At 72.1% G+C, this 16678-nt stretch carries 16 protein-coding genes and 1 pseudogene; 11 read left to right on the forward strand and 6 right to left on the reverse strand.

Annotated features, from left to right (window positions below; translation table 11 throughout):
* Window positions 1-239: 239 nt before the first annotated feature.
* On the reverse strand, window positions 240-1187 hold the full coding sequence (locus tag ACFYON_RS19105) for an N-acetylmuramic acid 6-phosphate etherase (protein WP_354871024.1): 948 nt from the start codon (window positions 1185-1187) through the stop codon (window positions 240-242).
* Window positions 1184-2098 carry a MurR/RpiR family transcriptional regulator gene (locus tag ACFYON_RS19110; RefSeq protein WP_354871027.1) on the reverse strand — a complete coding sequence of 305 codons (915 nt, stop codon included), beginning with the start codon at window positions 2096-2098 and terminating at the stop codon, window positions 1184-1186. The genes ACFYON_RS19105 and ACFYON_RS19110 overlap by 4 nt, the downstream gene beginning before the upstream one ends.
* A 261-nt stretch (window positions 2099-2359) precedes the next feature.
* Between ACFYON_RS19110 and ACFYON_RS19115 the strand changes: the two genes are divergently transcribed.
* On the forward strand, window positions 2360-3037 hold the full coding sequence (locus ACFYON_RS19115; RefSeq protein ID WP_354871030.1) for an SDR family NAD(P)-dependent oxidoreductase: 678 nt from the start codon (window positions 2360-2362) through the stop codon (window positions 3035-3037).
* Here the strand turns inward: ACFYON_RS19115 and ACFYON_RS19120 are convergent.
* Entirely contained in the window at window positions 3022-3771 is a 750-nt protein-coding gene (locus ACFYON_RS19120) for a dTMP kinase (protein WP_354871032.1), read from the reverse strand. The genes ACFYON_RS19115 and ACFYON_RS19120 overlap by 16 nt on opposite strands.
* Window positions 3772-3917: 146 nt before the next feature.
* Here ACFYON_RS19120 and ACFYON_RS19125 point away from each other — a divergent pair, with 146 nt between their 5' ends.
* From ACFYON_RS19125 to ACFYON_RS19145, 5 genes and pseudogenes are all read left to right on the forward strand, one after another.
* The gene (locus ACFYON_RS19125; protein ID WP_354871034.1) at window positions 3918-4499 is read left to right on the forward strand and encodes a nucleotidyltransferase; all 582 of its coding nucleotides are present in this window, start codon (window positions 3918-3920) and stop codon (window positions 4497-4499) included.
* A gap of 56 nt (window positions 4500-4555) precedes the next feature.
* The gene (locus ACFYON_RS19130) at window positions 4556-4765 is read left to right on the forward strand and encodes a hypothetical protein (protein ID WP_354871279.1); all 210 of its coding nucleotides are present in this window, start codon (window positions 4556-4558) and stop codon (window positions 4763-4765) included.
* A 10-nt stretch (window positions 4766-4775) separates the two neighbouring features.
* Window positions 4776-5556: pseudogene (locus tag ACFYON_RS19135) on the forward strand (metallophosphoesterase).
* Window positions 5547-5693 (forward strand): GPGG-motif small membrane protein, encoded by a 147-nt coding sequence (locus ACFYON_RS19140; protein ID WP_013288160.1) that lies wholly within the window; start codon window positions 5547-5549, stop codon window positions 5691-5693. Before ACFYON_RS19135 ends, ACFYON_RS19140 begins: the two are co-directional and overlap by 10 nt.
* 144 nt (window positions 5694-5837) lie before the next feature.
* Window positions 5838-6335 (forward strand): TspO/MBR family protein, encoded by a 498-nt coding sequence (locus ACFYON_RS19145; RefSeq protein ID WP_354871036.1) that lies wholly within the window; start codon window positions 5838-5840, stop codon window positions 6333-6335.
* Window positions 6336-6378: 43 nt separating this feature from the next.
* On the opposite strand, the gene ACFYON_RS19150 is transcribed toward ACFYON_RS19145, so the two are convergent.
* A complete protein-coding gene (locus ACFYON_RS19150; protein ID WP_354871039.1) occupies window positions 6379-7155 on the reverse strand; it encodes a peptidoglycan DD-metalloendopeptidase family protein in 777 nt (258 codons plus the stop codon).
* A 235-nt stretch (window positions 7156-7390) separates the two neighbouring features.
* Here ACFYON_RS19150 and ACFYON_RS19155 point away from each other — a divergent pair, with 235 nt between their 5' ends.
* The 5 genes from ACFYON_RS19155 (at window position 7391) to ACFYON_RS19175 (ending at window position 13647) form a co-directional block, all read left to right on the forward strand.
* On the forward strand, window positions 7391-8731 hold the full coding sequence (locus ACFYON_RS19155; RefSeq protein WP_354871042.1) for an ABC transporter substrate-binding protein: 1341 nt from the start codon (window positions 7391-7393) through the stop codon (window positions 8729-8731).
* Window positions 8732-8801: 70 nt separating this feature from the next.
* Window positions 8802-9848, forward strand: coding sequence for a sugar ABC transporter permease (locus tag ACFYON_RS19160; protein ID WP_354871045.1), 1047 nt, complete (start codon window positions 8802-8804; stop codon window positions 9846-9848).
* Window position 9849: 1 nt separating this feature from the next.
* Window positions 9850-10812 carry a carbohydrate ABC transporter permease gene (locus ACFYON_RS19165; RefSeq protein ID WP_354871048.1) on the forward strand — a complete coding sequence of 321 codons (963 nt, stop codon included), beginning with the start codon at window positions 9850-9852 and terminating at the stop codon, window positions 10810-10812.
* 61 nt (window positions 10813-10873) lie between these two features.
* On the forward strand, window positions 10874-11962 hold the full coding sequence (locus tag ACFYON_RS19170; protein WP_355095259.1) for a LacI family DNA-binding transcriptional regulator: 1089 nt from the start codon (window positions 10874-10876) through the stop codon (window positions 11960-11962).
* A 41-nt stretch (window positions 11963-12003) separates the two neighbouring features.
* Window positions 12004-13647, forward strand: coding sequence for an alpha-amylase family glycosyl hydrolase (locus ACFYON_RS19175; RefSeq protein ID WP_354871281.1), 1644 nt, complete (start codon window positions 12004-12006; stop codon window positions 13645-13647).
* Window positions 13648-13705: 58 nt separating this feature from the next.
* Here the strand turns inward: ACFYON_RS19175 and ACFYON_RS19180 are convergent, their stop codons facing one another.
* A complete protein-coding gene (locus ACFYON_RS19180; protein WP_355095261.1) occupies window positions 13706-15139 on the reverse strand; it encodes an MFS transporter in 1434 nt (477 codons plus the stop codon).
* A 77-nt stretch (window positions 15140-15216) separates the two neighbouring features.
* On the reverse strand, window positions 15217-16671 hold the full coding sequence (gene xylB / locus ACFYON_RS19185; RefSeq protein ID WP_354871055.1) for a xylulokinase: 1455 nt from the start codon (window positions 16669-16671) through the stop codon (window positions 15217-15219).
* Window positions 16672-16678: the final 7 nt, after the last annotated feature.

Below are 16678 nucleotides of genomic sequence, written 5' to 3' on the forward strand. Positions count from 1 at the left end.
TGGCACCATTGCCTCTTCCATGAACACAGCGAGCCGCGTCACCGGGTCGTTGCGATCCTGCTCACTGCGAGATACGCGCCTGCGGGCCGGCCGGTTCAGCCATGCTCAAGGATTACCCTCCGCCTCGTTGAACAATCCGTACCGGAGGAGTCGTCCCCTCCCTGCACGTGATACGCCTCGCACCCGCCGGGCGGATGCACCGGCGGGTGGAATCGGGCGGGCGGGAGGGGCCGGGACGGTCAGGAGGCGAGCAGGGCGAGCGCGTCGCGTACCTGGTGGGCGGAGCGGGCCAGCGCGGCCCGGGCGGCCGGCACCTCGGCGCCGGACACCAGCGCGACGAGCGCTGTCTTGAGGTCGCCGTCGGCCTCCCGCAGGGCGACCTGGCACACCTCCTCGGCGCAGCCGGTGGCCTCCATGAGAATCGAGATCATGCGGCCACGGAGTTTGGCGTTCGTGGCCACCATGTCGATCATCAGGTTCGAGTAGACCCGGCCCAGACGCACCATCACGGCCGTGGAGAACGTGTTGAGCACCAGCTTCTGCGCCGTGCCCGCCTTCATCCGGGTCGACCCGGTGACCACCTCCGGCCCGGTGTCCACCCCGATGAAGACGTCCACCGACGCGGCGGCCGCGGCCTCCGGGTTCGCGCAGAGCAGCACCGTACCGGCCCCCTGGGCCTGGGACGCGGCGAGCGCCCCGAGGACGTACGGGGTGCGCCCGCTGGCCGCCAGGCCCACCACGAGGTCACCGGGGCGTACGCACTCGGCGGCCTCGGCGGCGCCGGCGCGCTCGTCGTCCTCGGCGTCCTCGACCGCGTGCCACATCGCGTCCGGGCCACCGGCCAGGTGCGAGCAGAACCAGTGCCGCGGCGAGTTGAACGTGGGTGCCAGTTCGGCCGCGTCGAGCACGCCGAGGCGGCCGGAGGTGCCCGCCCCGAAGTAGTGCACGCAGTGGCCGTCGCACAGCGCGGCCACGGCCAGATCGACTGTCTCGGCGATCTCGTCCAGCACCGCGGCGACCGCGGCCGGCACCCGCCGGTCCGCCTCGTTGATCACGGTGAGCACGTCCCGGGTGGACATCAGGTCGAGGTCGACGCTGTGCGGGTTGCGCCGCTCGGTCGGTGCGCCGACACGTACCACCGGCTGGATCGCCGCCACGCCGTCGGGCTCCACCCGGCCCGCCGTCATCCCCGCCTCCGGCTGGGACCGACCCGGTGCGACTTGACCGCTTCGGCGGTGGCCTCCAAGGCCTTCTTGGTCCGGGCCCGGCTGCGGGCGGCCACCCCGACGAAGAGGCAGTCGACCACTGTGAGCTGCGCCAGCCGGCTGGCCGTCGCGCCGGAGCGGTACGTCGTCTCGCGCGCGGCGGTGGTGAGCACGTGGTCGGCGACCTCGGTGATCGGCGAGCGTGGGAAGTTGGTGAGCGCCACGGTGGTGGCCCCGCGTGCCCGCGCCTGCTCCAGCACCTCGATGACGTCGGAGGTGGTGCCGGTGTGCGAGATGCCGACCGCCACGTCGCCCCGGCCCAGCAGGGCGGCGGAGGTGAGCGCGGTGTGCACGTCCGGGAAGTAGAACGCGATGCGGCCGATGCGGTGCAGCTTCTGCTGGAAGTCGGAGGCGACGAAGCCGCTGGCGCCGGCGCCGTAGACGTCGATCCGGCCGGCCGCGCCGATCGCCTCGACCACCTGCTCGCAGACCGCCGGGTCGAGTTGCTCGGCGGTCTCCTCGACGGCCCGGGCGTCGTTGAACGCGATCGTGGCGATGATCTGGGCGAGATCCGCGCCCGGCGGGATGTCGCCGCCGACCACCCGTGCGTCCGGCGGATCGACCCGGCGGGCGGCCTCGGCGGCGAGCCGGATCCGTAACTGGGGGTAGCCGTTCATGCCGACCGAGCGGCAGAAGCGGATCACTGTCGCCTCGGACGTCTCGGCGGCGGTGGCGAGGTCGGTGATCGTGCGTCGGGCCGCGTCCGCCGGATCGGCGACTACCAGCCGGGCCACCCGCTGTTCGGCCGGGGACAGCGAGGGCAGCAGGCCGCTGATGTGGACGATCAGTCCACCGGGCTCGTGACTCGCAGAAATCTTCGGACTCTTCGCCACGGATGAAACTTACTTTCACACGGCGTGAGCGTCAACCATGACACCGCGTATCGGGAAATTTACCGTCTTCCGTGTCCCCTCCGGGCCAAGGATCCCATTCTCCCAGCCCGACCGCCTCATCCGGTCCGGTCGAGTCCCTCCTGCCGCCCGGCGCACCGGTCCCCCGTCGTGCCGCCCGGCCTGTCTGGTCAGCCTCGGCCGGGCAGGCCGGACGGTCCGCACGGGCCACCGGTCGGCCCGACGGTTGGCTAGCGTGTGTCCATGACGCGACGCACGGTGCTGGTGACCGGAGGCACGGGCGGACTCGGCCGCGCGGTCACCGCCACCTTCCTCGACGCCGGCTGGCGGGTGGTCGTACCCCAGCGGGAGCCCGGGACCGACGACGGCCCGGTCCGGGTCGTGGCCGACCTGCTGACCCCGGAGGGGGCCGCGCGTGCGGTCGAGGCCGGGACCGGCGAGCCGGGGGCGCCGCTGCGCGCGGTGGTCAACCTCGTCGGTGGGTACGCCGCCGGCGGGCTGGTGCACGAGACCCCGGTCGAGGACTTCGAGCGGATGCTGCGGCTCAACCTCCGCCCGACGTACCTGGTGACCCACGCGGCGCTGCCGCACCTGGCGGCCTCCGGCGACGGCGCGGTGGTCTGCGTCTCGGCCCGGGCGGCGGTCTCACCGTTCCCCGGCGCCTCCGGTTACGCCACCGCCAAGGCGGCGGTGCGCGCATTCGCCGACACGGTGGCGGTCGAGTACCGGCAGCGTGGCGTGCGGTGCAACACGGTGCTGCCGAGCGTGATCGACACCCCGGCCAACCGCGCCGCCCAGCCCGGCGCCGACCACGGGCGCTGGGTGCCGCCGGCCGAGATCGCCGAGGTCATCCGTTTCCTGGCCTCCCCCGAGTCCGCGCCCACGAGCGGCGCGAGCATCCCGGTCTACGGGCGGGCCTGAACCGGCAGCGGCCCGGCGCGACCGGTGCCGCCGGCCGGGCCGGTGCCGCCGGCCGGACATCGCGGGACGGCCGGCACGGGGCCGGGGCCGGCGGACGGGTCCTCGGGCAGCCACTCGCTCAGGTGCGCCCGGATCCGGCGGGCGACGTCCTCCGGCGGGCCGTTGCCGTCCACCACCACGAAGCCGCCGTACTCGGGTAGCTCCCGGTACGCGGCGTCCGCGGCGGTCAGCCACGCCATGCTCTCGTGGTCGGTGCCGCGCCGCTCGATCCGGCGGTACGCCTCGGCGGGGTCGACGGTGAGCAGGAACGTGACCCGGGGTGCCGGGAAGATCCGGTAGCCGGCCCGGGCCAGCCGCTCCCACCGCTGCCCACCGTGCGCGCGGATGCTGGCGTACTGGCAGGCGGACCACCTGTCCATCACCGCGGTCCGGCCGGTCACCAGGCGACTGAACAGGGCGAGCGCGATGGCCAGCCACCGCAGCACCGACTCGACCGCGAGCAGGCCGTCACGCCCGACGAGCCGCTGCGCGTCCGCGCGGCCCACCCGCTGGGCGAGCCGGCCGAGCCAGCGGCGGCCACCGGCGTTGCGGTGGTAGGTGGCGGGAAGACCGGCGGCGGTGAGCGCCTGGGCCAGCCGGTGGGCCTGGGTGGTCTTGCCCGAGCCGTCGATGCCGATCAGGGCGACGATGCGCGGTCGGGCCCCGCCCCGCCGCGTCCGCAGTGAGCTGGCCACCCTCCCGAGGTTATCCGACCGATGCTCGCTCGGCCGTTCGTCGCTTTGCTGCCCCGGCGCACGGATCGCGCGGCGACAGGTGTGACAGAAGCGTCCTCCGGGTACGCATCGTGGTCCCACCGCCCATGACGACGAGGGAGCCGCAGATGGCCGAGCGCGGGGACGAGACCCTGGTGCACACGTTGAAGAAGGTCGCCGCCGTGCTCAAACAGTCCGAGATCCCGTTCGCGCTCGGCGGCAGCTTCGCGGTGTACGCCCACGGCGGCCACTCCAGCGACCACGACGTGGACTTCCTGCTCCGCGAGGCGGACATCGAGCGGGCGCTGGAGGTGCTCGTCGAGGCCGGCTTCACCGCCGAGCGCCCGCCGGAGGACTGGCTGGTGAAGGTCTACGACGAGGACCGGATGGTGGACCTGATCCACCGGCCGGTGGAGACGCCGGTCACCGAGGAGACGTTCGCCGACACCATCGTGCGCCCGGTCGACGCGATCCACATGCCGGTGCTCTCGGCCAGCCAGCTCATGGTGCACAAGCTGCTGAGCTTCTCCCAGCACTACTGCGACTTCGCCCGCGCCCTGCCGCTGGCCCGCTCACTGCGGGAACAGATCGACTGGGAACGGGTACGGAAGGAGACGCAGCACTCGCCGTACGCGGAGGCGTTCCTGGTGCTGCTGGACCGGCTGGACGTGCTGCCCGGCGGCACGCCCGGCGGAAGGGAGACCCTGTGACCGGACAGTCCGGCGATGTTCCCCCCGACGAGTACGTCGAGGCGGAGATCCAGAGCATGCTGGCCGAGGACCCGACCGTGGCCGAACAGGGCATCACGGTGGTGCGGCGGGAGAACGGGCTGGTGCTCTACGGCGAGGTGGAGAGCCCGCACCGGCGGGAGGAGATCCTGCGGCGGGTGGCCGAGCGCTTCCCGGACACGCCCGTGACCGGCGACATCGGGGTGATCCGCACCCAGGCGCCCACCCAGGTCGAGGAGTTGCCGTGAGGGAGGTTCGATGGTGATCCGGATCGCCGCCGTGGGCGACGTGCATCTGGACGAGGACGTGGTGGGCCGGTTCCGCCCCGCGCTGGAGGAGCTGCCCGGCCGCGCCGACGCGCTGCTGCTCGCCGGTGACCTGACCCGGCACGGCACCGAGGCCGAGGCGCGGTGCGTGGCCCAGGAGTTCGGCGGCCTCGGCGTACCGGTGATCACCGTGCTCGGCAACCACGACCACCAGTGCGACGAGGTGCCGCAGGTGGTGAAGGTGCTGGAGGACGCCGGGATCACCGTGCTGGAGGGCACCGGCACCGTGGTGGACACCCCCGGCGGACGGCTCGGGGTGGCCGGCGTGAAGGGGTTCGGCGGCGGGTTCGCCGGGCGCTGCGCCAGCGACTTCGGCGAGCCGGAGATGAAGGCGTTCGTGCGCACCACACGGGAGGCCGCCGACGCGCTCGCCGACGCGTTGCTCTCGCTGGAGTGCGACGCGCTCGTCGCGCTCACCCACTACTCCCCCGTGCCGGACACGCTCGCCGGCGAGCCGCTGGAAATCTATCCGTTCCTCGGCTGCTACCAGCTCGGCCAGGCGATCGACTCCGCCCCCACCGCGCTGGCGCTGCACGGGCACGCCCACCACGGCACCGAGCGCGGCACCACGCCGGGCGGGGTCCGGGTCCGCAACGTGGCGCACCCGGTGATCAAACAGGCGTACAGCGTCTACCACCTGGGCGGTGATCAGCTCGACTGAACGCGAGGTTTCCGGGATCGGGCGCCCGGGTATTCAGCCGACATGGAGCTGATTCTCTGGATTCTCGCAGTCGTACTGGTGGTCGCCGGAATTCTTGCCCTGTTCCGTCGGCAGATCCTCTGGGGCATCGTCCTCATCGTCGTCGGCCTGTTGGTCGGCCCGGGTGGCGTCAGCATCTTCAACACGTAACCGAGGTTCACGTACCCGCCGGGGTCGCCGGGCCCGGGTGTTCCGTCCTGCGGGACCGGAACGTCCGGGCCGGGTGACCCCGGCCTTTTCGCGTCCGGCGGCAGTGCCGCGTTTGCCGGGCCGCCGAGCGGAAACATCTCGACGATGGAGATGTCGCGAAGTGTCGCCCGGCGCACCACCGGAGCCCGCAGATGGTGGGCGCTGCTCGGCTTCGGCGCCGCCACGTTCGCCGCCGCCGCGATCGGCGGGCTGGGGGTCCAGGGCACCTCCGCCGAGTACCAGAGCCTGGAGCAGCCCGCGTGGGCGCCGCCGTCGTGGCTGTTCGGCCCGGTCTGGACCGTGCTCTACGCGCTCATCGCGATCGCCGGCTGGCTGGTCTGGCGCCGGGCCGGTTTCGGCCCCCCGATCTGGGCCTGGGTCGTGCAGCTCGTGCTCAACGCGATCTGGAGCCCGCTGTTCTTCGGCGCCGGGGCGTACGGGCTGGCGTTCGCCGAGATCGTGCTGATGTGGCTGGCGATCGGCGTGACGGTGGCCCTGTTCCGGCGCGTCTCCCGGCCGGCCACGCTGCTGATGCTGCCGTACTGGGCCTGGGTGACGTTCGCGTCCGCGCTGAACTTCGCGGTGTGGCGGCTGAACTCGTGACCGGTCCGGGCGCGGGGGCCGCCGGCCCCCGCGCCCGCCGGGTTCAGCAGCGGGGTACGCCGGGGATGTAGCCGTCGTAGCCGGTGTAGACGTAGGCGTCGGAGATGAACCGGCCGGAGCCGATCCGGTCCCAGATCGTGCTGGTCCCGTAGGTGCCGCTGACGCTGGTGCCGTTGGTCTGGCACTGGATGGTCACCGTCGCCCCGTCGGCCACGGTGCCGACCGAGCTGTAACCGGTGCCCGGCCCGGACCGGACCGTCAACGGTGAGCCCGCGGTGTTCACAGTGCCCTCGCCGGTGTCCGCCCCGTCGCAGCCGTTGCCGCTGGTGTAGGTCTTGGCGCCCCAGTAGAGAGCCTGGACCCCGCCGAACTTGATCTTGATATCGCTGCCGTTGAGGCGCTGCTCGTAGTGCAGGTGCGGACCGCTGGAGTTGCCGGTCGAGCCGACGTAGCCGATCACCTTGCCGTAGCCGACGGTCTGCCCGACCGACACGTTGAAGCCGCTCAGGTGCGCGTAGTAGGTGGTGTAGCCGCCACCGTGGTTGATCCGGACGTACCTGCCGTAGCTGGCGCCGCCGAGGTTGGTCACCACGTCGACGGTGCCGGGCGCGCTGGCGACCACCGGGTCTCCCTCGTCGTTGGTCCGGTTGAAGTCGATCGCGTTGGCCGGGCTGTGATCGGACCGGGTCTTACCGGTCCAGGACTGGCCGCACGGGAACGGGACCTTGAACGTCGGTGCGGCCATCGCCGGCGCGGCCGGCACGAGAGTCGCCGCCAGGACCGCCACGCTCGCCCCGAGGGCGAGCCATCGCTTCCGCATCCACTGCCTCCCATGTTGAAAGTCTTCAATACGATGGGGACATCGTGACAGAAAGTTCCGTTCCGGGGAAGATTCGTGGGAGCGCACCCACCGCGGCGGCCAGGGTTTCTGGATTGTTACCGGGCCGTGTCCGATCAGGGGTGGACCCGACACGATGCAAGCGCTTACATATGAGGACGACATCGGACCGGCGCGGGTTCGATACCTCCACGCGCCGGCAAGGAAGGAGATCGGCATGGCGTTTGCCAGATCGCGCCAGACGCTCGCGGTTGCCGGCGTCCTGGGGCTGGCGCTCGGCGTCGCCGCCTGTGGCACCGGCGACGACAAGAAGAGCGACAAGGCCGGATCGGCCGAGTGCGCCGCATACGAGAAGTACGAGGGCCACGACGGCAAGAAGGTCACGATCTACTCCTCGATCCGTGACATCGAGGACGAGCGCCTCCAGCAGTCCTGGAAGGAGTTCGAGGACTGCACCGGCATCGAGATCGACCACGAGGGCTCCGGCGAGTTCGAGGCCCAGCTTCCCGTCCGGGTGGACGGCGGCAACGCCCCGGACCTCGCCTTCATCCCGCAGCCGGGCCTGCTGAAGCGCTTCGTCGACTCGGGCAAGCTCAAGCCGGTCGGCGCCGACACCAAGGCGATGGCCGAGCAGAACTACTCCCCCGACTGGCTGAAGTACAGCACCGTCAACGGCCAGCTCTACGGCGCCCCGCTCGGCTCCAACGTGAAGTCCTTCGTGTGGTACTCGCCGAAGACCTTCAAGGAGAAGGGCTGGACCGTCCCCACCACGTGGGACGACCTGATCAAGCTCTCCGACCAGATCGCGGCGAGCGGCACCAAGCCGTGGTGCGCCGGCATCGAGTCCGGTGACGCCACCGGCTGGCCGGCCACCGACTGGATCGAGGACGTGCTGCTGCGCACCGGCGGCCCGGACGTCTACGACAAGTGGACCACCCACGAGATCCCGTTCAACGACCCGCAGGTCGCCGACGCGCTCAACCGGGCCGGCACCATCCTGAAGAACGAGAAGTACATGAACGGCGGCTTCGGCGGCGTCAAGAGCGTCGCCACGACCTCGTTCCAGGAGGGCGGCACGCCGATCACCGCCGGCAAGTGCGCGCTGCACCGCCAGGCCTCCTTCTACGCCAACCAGTGGCCTAAGGGCACCAAGGTGGCCGAGGACGGCGACGTCTTCGCGTTCTACTTCCCGGCCATCGACCCGTCGAAGGGCAAGCCGGTGCTGGGCGGCGGCGAGTTCGTCGGCGCGTTCGCCGACCGTCCCGAGGTCCAGGCGGTGCAGACCTACCTGGCCTCCGGCGAGTACGCCAACAGCCGCGCCAAGATCGGTGACTGGGTGTCCGCGAACAAGAAGCTGGACATCAACAACGTCCCGAACCCGGTGGACAAGCTCTCCGTGGGCATCCTCCAGGACGAGAAGACGGTCTTCCGCTTCGACGGCTCGGACCTGATGCCGGCCGCCGTCGGTGCCGGCACCTTCTGGAAGGGCATGGTGGCCTGGATCAACGGCAAGGACACCACCTCCGTCCTGAACGACATCGAGGGTAGCTGGAAGTGATCTAGCAGGTGGTCCGGTCCGCATCGCGGGCCGGACCACCTCTGCTAGCCGAACCCTTGAGGGAGGGTCGATGGAGTTCGACTTCGCGGCGGAGCAGCCGAAGTTCCTCATGCTGATGTATGGGTTGATCGCCTTCGTCGCGGTGGTGGGCGGCCTGCTCCTGCTCCTCGACGTGGTGCCGTCGTTCTTCGCCCGGCGCCGGGAGGCACGGCTGGTCGCCGTCTCGGCGAGCGGTGCGCCGATGCCTCGGCCGCGCAAGCGGGGCGAAGGCTCGTTCGCGTTCTTCTTCCTGCTGCCGACGCTGCTGCTGCTCGGCGTCGGGCTGGTGGTCCCGGCCGTCCGCACCACGCTGCTCTCCTTCATGGACTCCAGCGGCAACGACTGGGTGGGCCTGGACAACTACCGCTGGATGTTCGCCGAGGACTCGATCGTCCGGGTCCTGATCAACACACTGATCTGGGTGCTGCTGGTGCCGCTGGTGGCCACCGCGTTCGGCCTGATCTACGCGGTCCTGGTGGACAAGGCCCGGTTCGAGGCGGTCGCCAAGTCCCTGATCTTCCTGCCGATGGCGATCTCGTTCGTCGGCGCATCGATCATCTGGAAGTTCGTCTACGCCTACCGGGGCGAGGGCGACCAGATCGGCCTGCTCAACCAGATCGTGGTCAGCCTGGGCGGGGAGCCGAAGCAGTGGCTGCTGGACTCGCCGCTCAACACGTTCCTGCTCATCGTGATCATGGTGTGGATCCAGGCCGGCTTCGCGATGGTGGTGCTCTCCGCGGCGATCAAGGCCATCCCGGCCGACATCGTCGAGGCGGCCCGGCTGGACGGCACCACCCCGTGGCAGATGTTCTGGCGGATCACCATCCCGAGCATCCGGCCGGCGCTGATCGTGGTGGTGGTGACGATCTCCATCGCCACGCTCAAGGTCTTCGACATCGTCCGGACCGCCACCAACGGCAACTACGACACGAACGTCATCGCGACCGAGATGTACAACCAGGCGTTCCGCTACCAGGAGAACGGTCAGGGCTCGGCGCTGGCGGTGTTCCTGTTCGTGCTGGTGATCCCGATCGTGATCTACCAGATCCGCAACCTGCGCAAGCAGCGGGAGGGCTGAGATGACCACCGCCACGCCCACTGTCGGAGTCGGCGCCCAGGCCACCACCGAGCCGACCACCCGGGGCACCCGGGTCCGCAAGCGCCTGAACAGCCGTACCGCCACGCTCGTGTCGATCGTCATCGCGATGCTCTGGACGATCCCGACCTTCGGCCTGTTCATCTCCTCGATCCGGCCGGAGAACGAGATCAAGACCACCGGCTGGTGGACGTTCTTCAGCAACCCGCAGTTCACCCTGGAGAACTACCAGGAGGTGCTGTTCAGCCGGGGCTCGTCCGGGCAGCTCGCCAGCTACTTCATCAACTCGCTGGCGATCACCGTCCCGTCGGTGCTGTTCCCGCTGGCGTTCGCGTCGCTCGCCGCGTACGCGCTGGCGTGGATGAACTTCAAGGGGCGGGACTGGGTCTACATCGGGATCTTCGCGCTGCAGATCGTGCCGCTGCAGATGGCCCTGGTGCCGCTGCTGCGGTTCTTCTCCACCGGCGTCACGGTCGCCGGCGTGCAGATCCTCCCGGCATGGGGCCTGGTCGACGAGCAGAAGTTCGCCCAGGTGTGGTTCGCGCACACCTGCTTCGCGCTTCCGTTCGCCGTGTTCCTGCTGCACAACTTCATCTCGCAGCTTCCCGGCGACCTGATGGAGGCGGCCCGGGTCGACGGGGCCACGCACCCGAAGATCTTCCGCACCATCGTGCTGCCGCTGATCATGCCCGCGCTGGCGGCGTTCGGCATCTTCCAGTTCCTCTGGGTCTGGAACGACCTGCTGGTCGCGCTGATCTTCGCCGGTGGCGGCGACGAGACCGCCCCGATGACCGTCCGGCTCGCCGAGCTGGCCGGCACCCGGGGCAACGAGTGGCAGCGGCTCACCGCAGGCGCGTTCGTGTCGATCGTCGTACCGCTGATCGTGTTCCTGTCCCTCCAGCGCTTCTTCGTGCGAGGCCTGCTCGCCGGCAGCGTCAAGGGTTGATCCGGCGTCCCGCCGCCGGCACGGCCGGCGGCGGGACCCGGATCGGTGCGGGGAGCCCACCATGACCAGGATTGACGACGTCGCCCGTCTGGCCGGGGTGTCCACGGCCACCGTCTCCCGGGCGCTGCGCGGCCTGCCGACGGTCTCGGCCGCGACCCGCCGCCGGGTGCTCGCCGCCGCCGAACAACTCCAGTACGCGGTGTCGCCCAGCGCGAGCCGGCTGGCCGGCGGCCGGACCGGCACGGTGGCGGTGGTGGTGCCCCGGATCACCAGATGGTTCTTCGGCACGGTGGTCGAGGCGGTCGAGGAATTCCTCCAGGACAGCGGCTACGACCTGCTCCTCTACAACCTCGGTGGCCGGGAACGGACCCGCCAACGGGTGCTGGGCACGGCCAGCCTGCACAAGCGCGTGGACGCGATCATCCTGGTCGCCACCCCGATGCGGGCGGCCGACGTGCACACGCTGACGAAGCTGGGCCTGCCGGGCGTGACGATCAGCTCCGGCGGCCAGGTGCCCGGGTGGCCCTGCGTCCGGATCGACGACGTGGCCGCCGCCCGGACCGCCACCCGCCACCTGCTCGACCTCGGCCACACCCGGATCGCGCACATCTCCGGCGACCCGGACGACGAACTGGCCTTCACCACCCACCTGGACCGGCGGCTCGGCTACCAGGAGGCGTTGCGGGCCGCCGGGCTGCGGCCCGACCCGAGCCTCGACGCCGAGTCGCGGTTCACCATCGACGGGGGCGTCCGGGCCACCGCCGAACTGCTGGCCCGGGGCGAGCCGCCGACAGCCATCTTCGCCGCCTGCGACGAGATGGCGATGGGCGCGATCACCGCGCTGCGCGACGCCGGGCTGCGGGTGCCCCAGGACGTGAGCGTGATCGGCATCGACGATCACGACCTGGCCGGCGTGCTCGGCCTGAGCACCATCGCTCAGCCCGCCGCCGACCAGGGGTTGCTCGCCGCCCGCATCCTGCTCGACCCGCTCGGCTTACGGGTCACCGAGCCGTACCCCGGCCTGGTGCCGGCGCCGCGCGGCACCGGCACCGGCACCGGCGACGGCACCGACGACGGGACGCCGCCCCCGGTGATCCTGCCCACTCGCCTGGTGGTGCGCGAATCGACTGCGCCGCCCCGGGCACACTGAACAACTCGCTCGTCCCGCACCACCCAGACAGGAGTAAGGCGCTGAACACCGACGCGACGCAGCAGGCCCCGGGCACCGGCTGGTGGACCGAGGCGGTCATCTACCAGGTCTACCCGCGTTCGTTCGCCGACTCCGACGGCGACGGGATCGGCGACCTGCCGGGCATCACGTCCCGGCTCGACCACCTCGCCGAGCTGGGAGTCGACGCGGTCTGGCTGTCCCCGTTCTATCCATCCCCGCAGGCCGACGCCGGGTACGACGTGTCCGACTACCGCGACGTCGACCCGCTGTTCGGCACACTCGCCGACGCCGACAAGCTGATCGCCGAGGCGAAGGCCCGCGGGCTGCGGGTGATCGTCGACCTGGTGCCCAACCACACCTCGTCCGCGCACCGCTGGTTCACCGCGGCCGTCGCCGCCGCGCCGGGCAGCCCGGAACGGCAGCGCTACGTGATCCGCGACGGCAAGGGCCCGGACGGCGCCGAGCCGCCGAACGACTGGGTGAGCGTGTTCGGTGGCCCCGCCTGGACGCGGCTGCCCGACGGGCAGTGGTACCTGCACCTGTTCGACCCCGGCCAGCCCGACCTCAACTGGGACAACCCGGAGGTGCGCGCGGAGTTCCTCGACGTGCTGCGCTTCTGGCTGGACCGGGGCGTGGACGGCTTCCGGGTGGACGTGGCGCACGGCCTGATCAAGCAGGCCGACCTGGCCGACTGGCAGGAACCGCAGGAGATCCTCTCCGGCAGTGAGGTGGACAAGCCGCGCCCGCCGATGTGGGACCAGGACGGCGTGCACGAGATCTACCGGGAGTGGCGACGGGTGCTCGACTCGTACCCCGGTGAGCGGATCCTGGTCGCCGAGGCGTGGGTGGAGCCGGCCGAGCGGCTGGCCCGGTACGTGCGCCCGGACGAGATGCACCAGGCGTTCAACTTCGAGTACCTGATGGCCGCCTGGTCCGCGCCGGCCCAGTACGCGGTGATCACCCGTTCGCTGGAGGCCACCGATTCGGTCGGAGCGCCGACCACCTGGGTGCTGTCCAACCACGACGTGGTCCGGCACGCCTCCCGGCTCGGGCTCGGCACCGGCGGCGGCCGGGCCAACGGCGTCGGTGTGGACGACCCGCAGCCGGACGCCGCGCTGGGTCTGCGCCGGGCCCGGGCGGCCAGCCTGCTGATGCTTGCGCTGCCCGGTTCCGCCTACCTCTACCAGGGTGAGGAGCTGGGGCTGCCGGAGCACACCACGCTGCCCGACGAGGCCCGGCAGGACCCGACCTGGGAACGCAGCGGGCACACCGAGCGCGGCCGGGACGGCTGCCGGGTGCCGATCCCGTGGGAGGCCGACGCCCCCTCGTACGGGTTCGGGCCGACCGACGCGAGCTGGCTGCCCCAGCCGGCGACGTGGGCCGAGTACGCGCTGGACCGGCAGCGCGGCGTGGCCGGCTCGACGTACGAGCTGTACCGGACCGCGCTGCGGTTGCGCCGCGAGCACGCGCTGGCCCGGGGCCCGCTGCGGTTCCTGTCCTCCGGCGACGAAGTGCTCACGTTCACCAACGGCGACCTCACCGTGCTGACCAACTTCGGCGCCGCCCCGGTGCCGCTGCCGGCCGGCGCCGAGGTGCTGGTGTCGAGCGCGCCGCTGGACGGCGCCGCGGTCCCGACGGATGTCACCGTCTGGTTCCGGGCGTAAGGAAGGGCCCCTTATTGACGCCTCCGGTAGAGGAAGGGCCCCTTCTTAACACTCACCGTCAAGAAGGGGCCCTTCCTTCCTCCAAGCGGTCGGCGCGGGCGTGCAGCAGGTCGCGCACCTGCGCGATGTCCCGCGGCGAAGTACGCGCGGCCAGCCAGTACATGATCCCGGTCGGGATGAAGAAGAGCTGGAACGCGGCCAGCCCGACCGCGTAGTTCAGCGGCGGCGGGAAGGCCGCCCGCAACCCGGCGAACGCCACCCCCACCAGCCCGTTGCCCGCCGCCCGGCCGACGCCGTTCACCAGGTTGCCCAGGCTGTAGACGGTGCCCCGGTGCTCGGGCGGGTTGACGTCCGCGATCAGCGCGAACCAGTTCGGCGAGTTCGCCGAGGTCAGCGCCAGCGCCACCACGGCGGTGAGCAGGCTCAGCCCCACCGACGGCTCGGTCAGCACGCTGGCGAGCACGGCCGTCACCACCGCGCCGGCGCCGGCGCCGTCGGGCACGTCGATGCGGATCGGCACGAAGAACAGGACCAGGTAGAACGGCAGCGCCGCGAGGATGCCGACGGCCGCGACCATGGCCCGGCCACTCGGTGTACGCCGTTGCAGCGCGTCGCCCACCAGGCCGCCCACGATGGACAGCACGCCGCCGAGCTGGAACAGGGTGGCGAAGACGCTGCCCACCACCACTGCCGTGGCGGGCGAGTAGCCCTGCGCCTCGGCCCGCTGGCTGAACAGCACCGGCAGCCAGACCAGCGAGCCGAACGCGGCCTGGGCGGTGAGCCCCTGCAGGATCAGCCAGCGGTTGGTCCGGCGGGCCAGGATCCGGGGCAGGTCGGCGCGGCTGATCCGGTAGTCGTACTCGTTTCCGGCGTCGATCGCCCCGGCCAGTTCCGGTTCGCTCTGCCCGCGCGCGATGTCGTAGGTGAACAGGTACGCCGCCGTGGCGGCCAGGCCCACGCCGGTCAGCAGCAGGAACGGCCGCCGCCAGTCGGTCGCGCCGAGCAGGCCGCCGAGCAGCGTCCCGGCCAGCGTGCCGACGCCCTGGGACAGCCCCCAGAAGCTCATCACCAGGCCGCGACGGCGCGGCGAGATCAGGTCGGTGACCACCGAGAAACCGACCGACCCCACCGCGCCGAGCCCGACCGCGCCGACGAACTGCGCGGTCAGGAACGTCGCGTACCCCCCGGCGAGCGCGCTGCCCCCGGTGCCGGCGGCCCAGAGCAGCGTGCCGACCATGAGCAGCGGCTTGCGGTTGGTGCGGTCGCCGACGTACGCCCAGCCCACCGCCGCCACCGCGCTGACCAGGAAGCTGACGGCGGTGACCAGGCCGAGCATCCGCTGGGGCACGTCGAGGGCGGTGGAGATCGGCCCGTACAGCGGGGGCACCAGGCCGATCGCCACGTTGTCCAGCGAGGCGAGCACCACGAAGACCACGACGCTGTAGAGCCGGTGTGCCGCGTTCCCGCGCCGGGAGATCCTCGTGCCCCTCATGCAGGGCAGCCAATCAGGTGCGGGCCGGATCGGGGACACCGCCCCCGGCTGACGCGCGTGTTGAAAGGGGCCCTTCCCTACCCCCGGGCGCGGGCGTAGCGCTCGCGGATGGCGGGGACCGCCTCGCCCGTGTACTCCTCGGTGTCGCCGATCGCCCAGGCGGGCGGGGTGTCGCCACCGAACGCCACCCAGGCGGCCTGCCGGGCCGCGCCGTCGGCCACGTACTCGCCCGGCGGCGGCACCACCACCGGGCGGCCGAAGACCTGTGGCGCGATCCGGCGTACCGCGGCGGACCGGGCGCCGCCGCCGACCAGGATGATCCGGTCGGCGCGGGCGCCCTGCGCGATGAGCGCGTCCAGGCCGTCGGCCAGCCCGCAGAGCATGCCCTCCACCGCGGCCCGGGCCAGGTGCGCCGGGGTCGACGTGCCCAGCGTCAGGCCCGTCAGCTCGCCGGTGGCGTGCGGCCGGTCCGGCGTCCGCTCCCCCTCCAGGTACGGCACCAGCACCAGCCCGTCCGCGCCGGGCGGGGCGGACAGGGCCAGCTCGCCGAGCGTGTCGAGGTCGACGCCGAGCAGCGTCGCGGTGGCGTCCAGCACCCGGGCCGCGTTGAGCGTGCAGACCAGCGGCAGGAACCGGCCGGTGGCGTCGGCGAATCCGGCCACCGCGCCGCTGGAGTCGGCGGCCGGCGTGTCCGCGACCGCGAAGACGGTGCCGGAGGTGCCGATCGAGACGACCACGTCGCCCGGGCCGGCTCCGGCGCCGAGCGCCGCGGCGGCGTTGTCCCCGGTGCCGGGACCGAGGAGCACCGGGCCGGCGGCGCCGGCTCCCGAACCCGCGGACGGGCCGGACGCCACGCCGTCGCCGAGCACCGCCGGGTCGAGGTGCCCGGCCACCTCGGCCGGGCCGAGCACAACCGGCACCTTCGGGCGGCGGCCGAACGCCCGTTCCAGCAGGTCCAGCCGGTATTCGCCGGTGCGCGGCGACCAGTAGCCGGTGCCGCTGGCGTCGCCCCGGTCGGTGCGCAGCCCGTCCAGGCCGGGGGCACCCGCCAGCCGCCAGGTGAGCCAGTCGTGCGGCAGGCAGACGGCCGCCACCCGGTCGGCGTTGTCCGGCTCGTGCCGGGCCAGCCAGCGCAGCTTGGTCGCGGTGAAGCTGGCCACCGGCACCGCGCCGGTCGCCTCGGCCCAGAACCGGCGGCCGGTCTCCCCGCCGCCGGCCTCCTCGACCAGGTCCCGGGCCGCGTCGGCGGACCGGGTGTCGTTCCACAGCAGCGCCGGGCGGACCACCTTCCCGGACTCGTCCAGGCAGACCATGCCGTGCTGCTGTCCGCCGACCGAGACGGCTGCCACGTCGGCCAGGCCGCCGGCCTCGGCGACCGCCGCCAGCAGGGCCTCCCACCAGGCGTGCGGGTCGACCTCGGTGCCGGGCGGGTGCGGCGCGCGGCCCTGCCGGACCAGCGCGCCGGTCTCCGCGTCCCGGACGACCACCTTGCAGGACTGGGTCGACGAGTCGACCCCCGCGACGAGCGGCATGGCGGCC

The organism is Micromonospora sp. NPDC005686 (assembly GCF_042871665.1).
Classification (GTDB): Bacteria; Actinomycetota; Actinomycetes; order Mycobacteriales; family Micromonosporaceae; genus Micromonospora.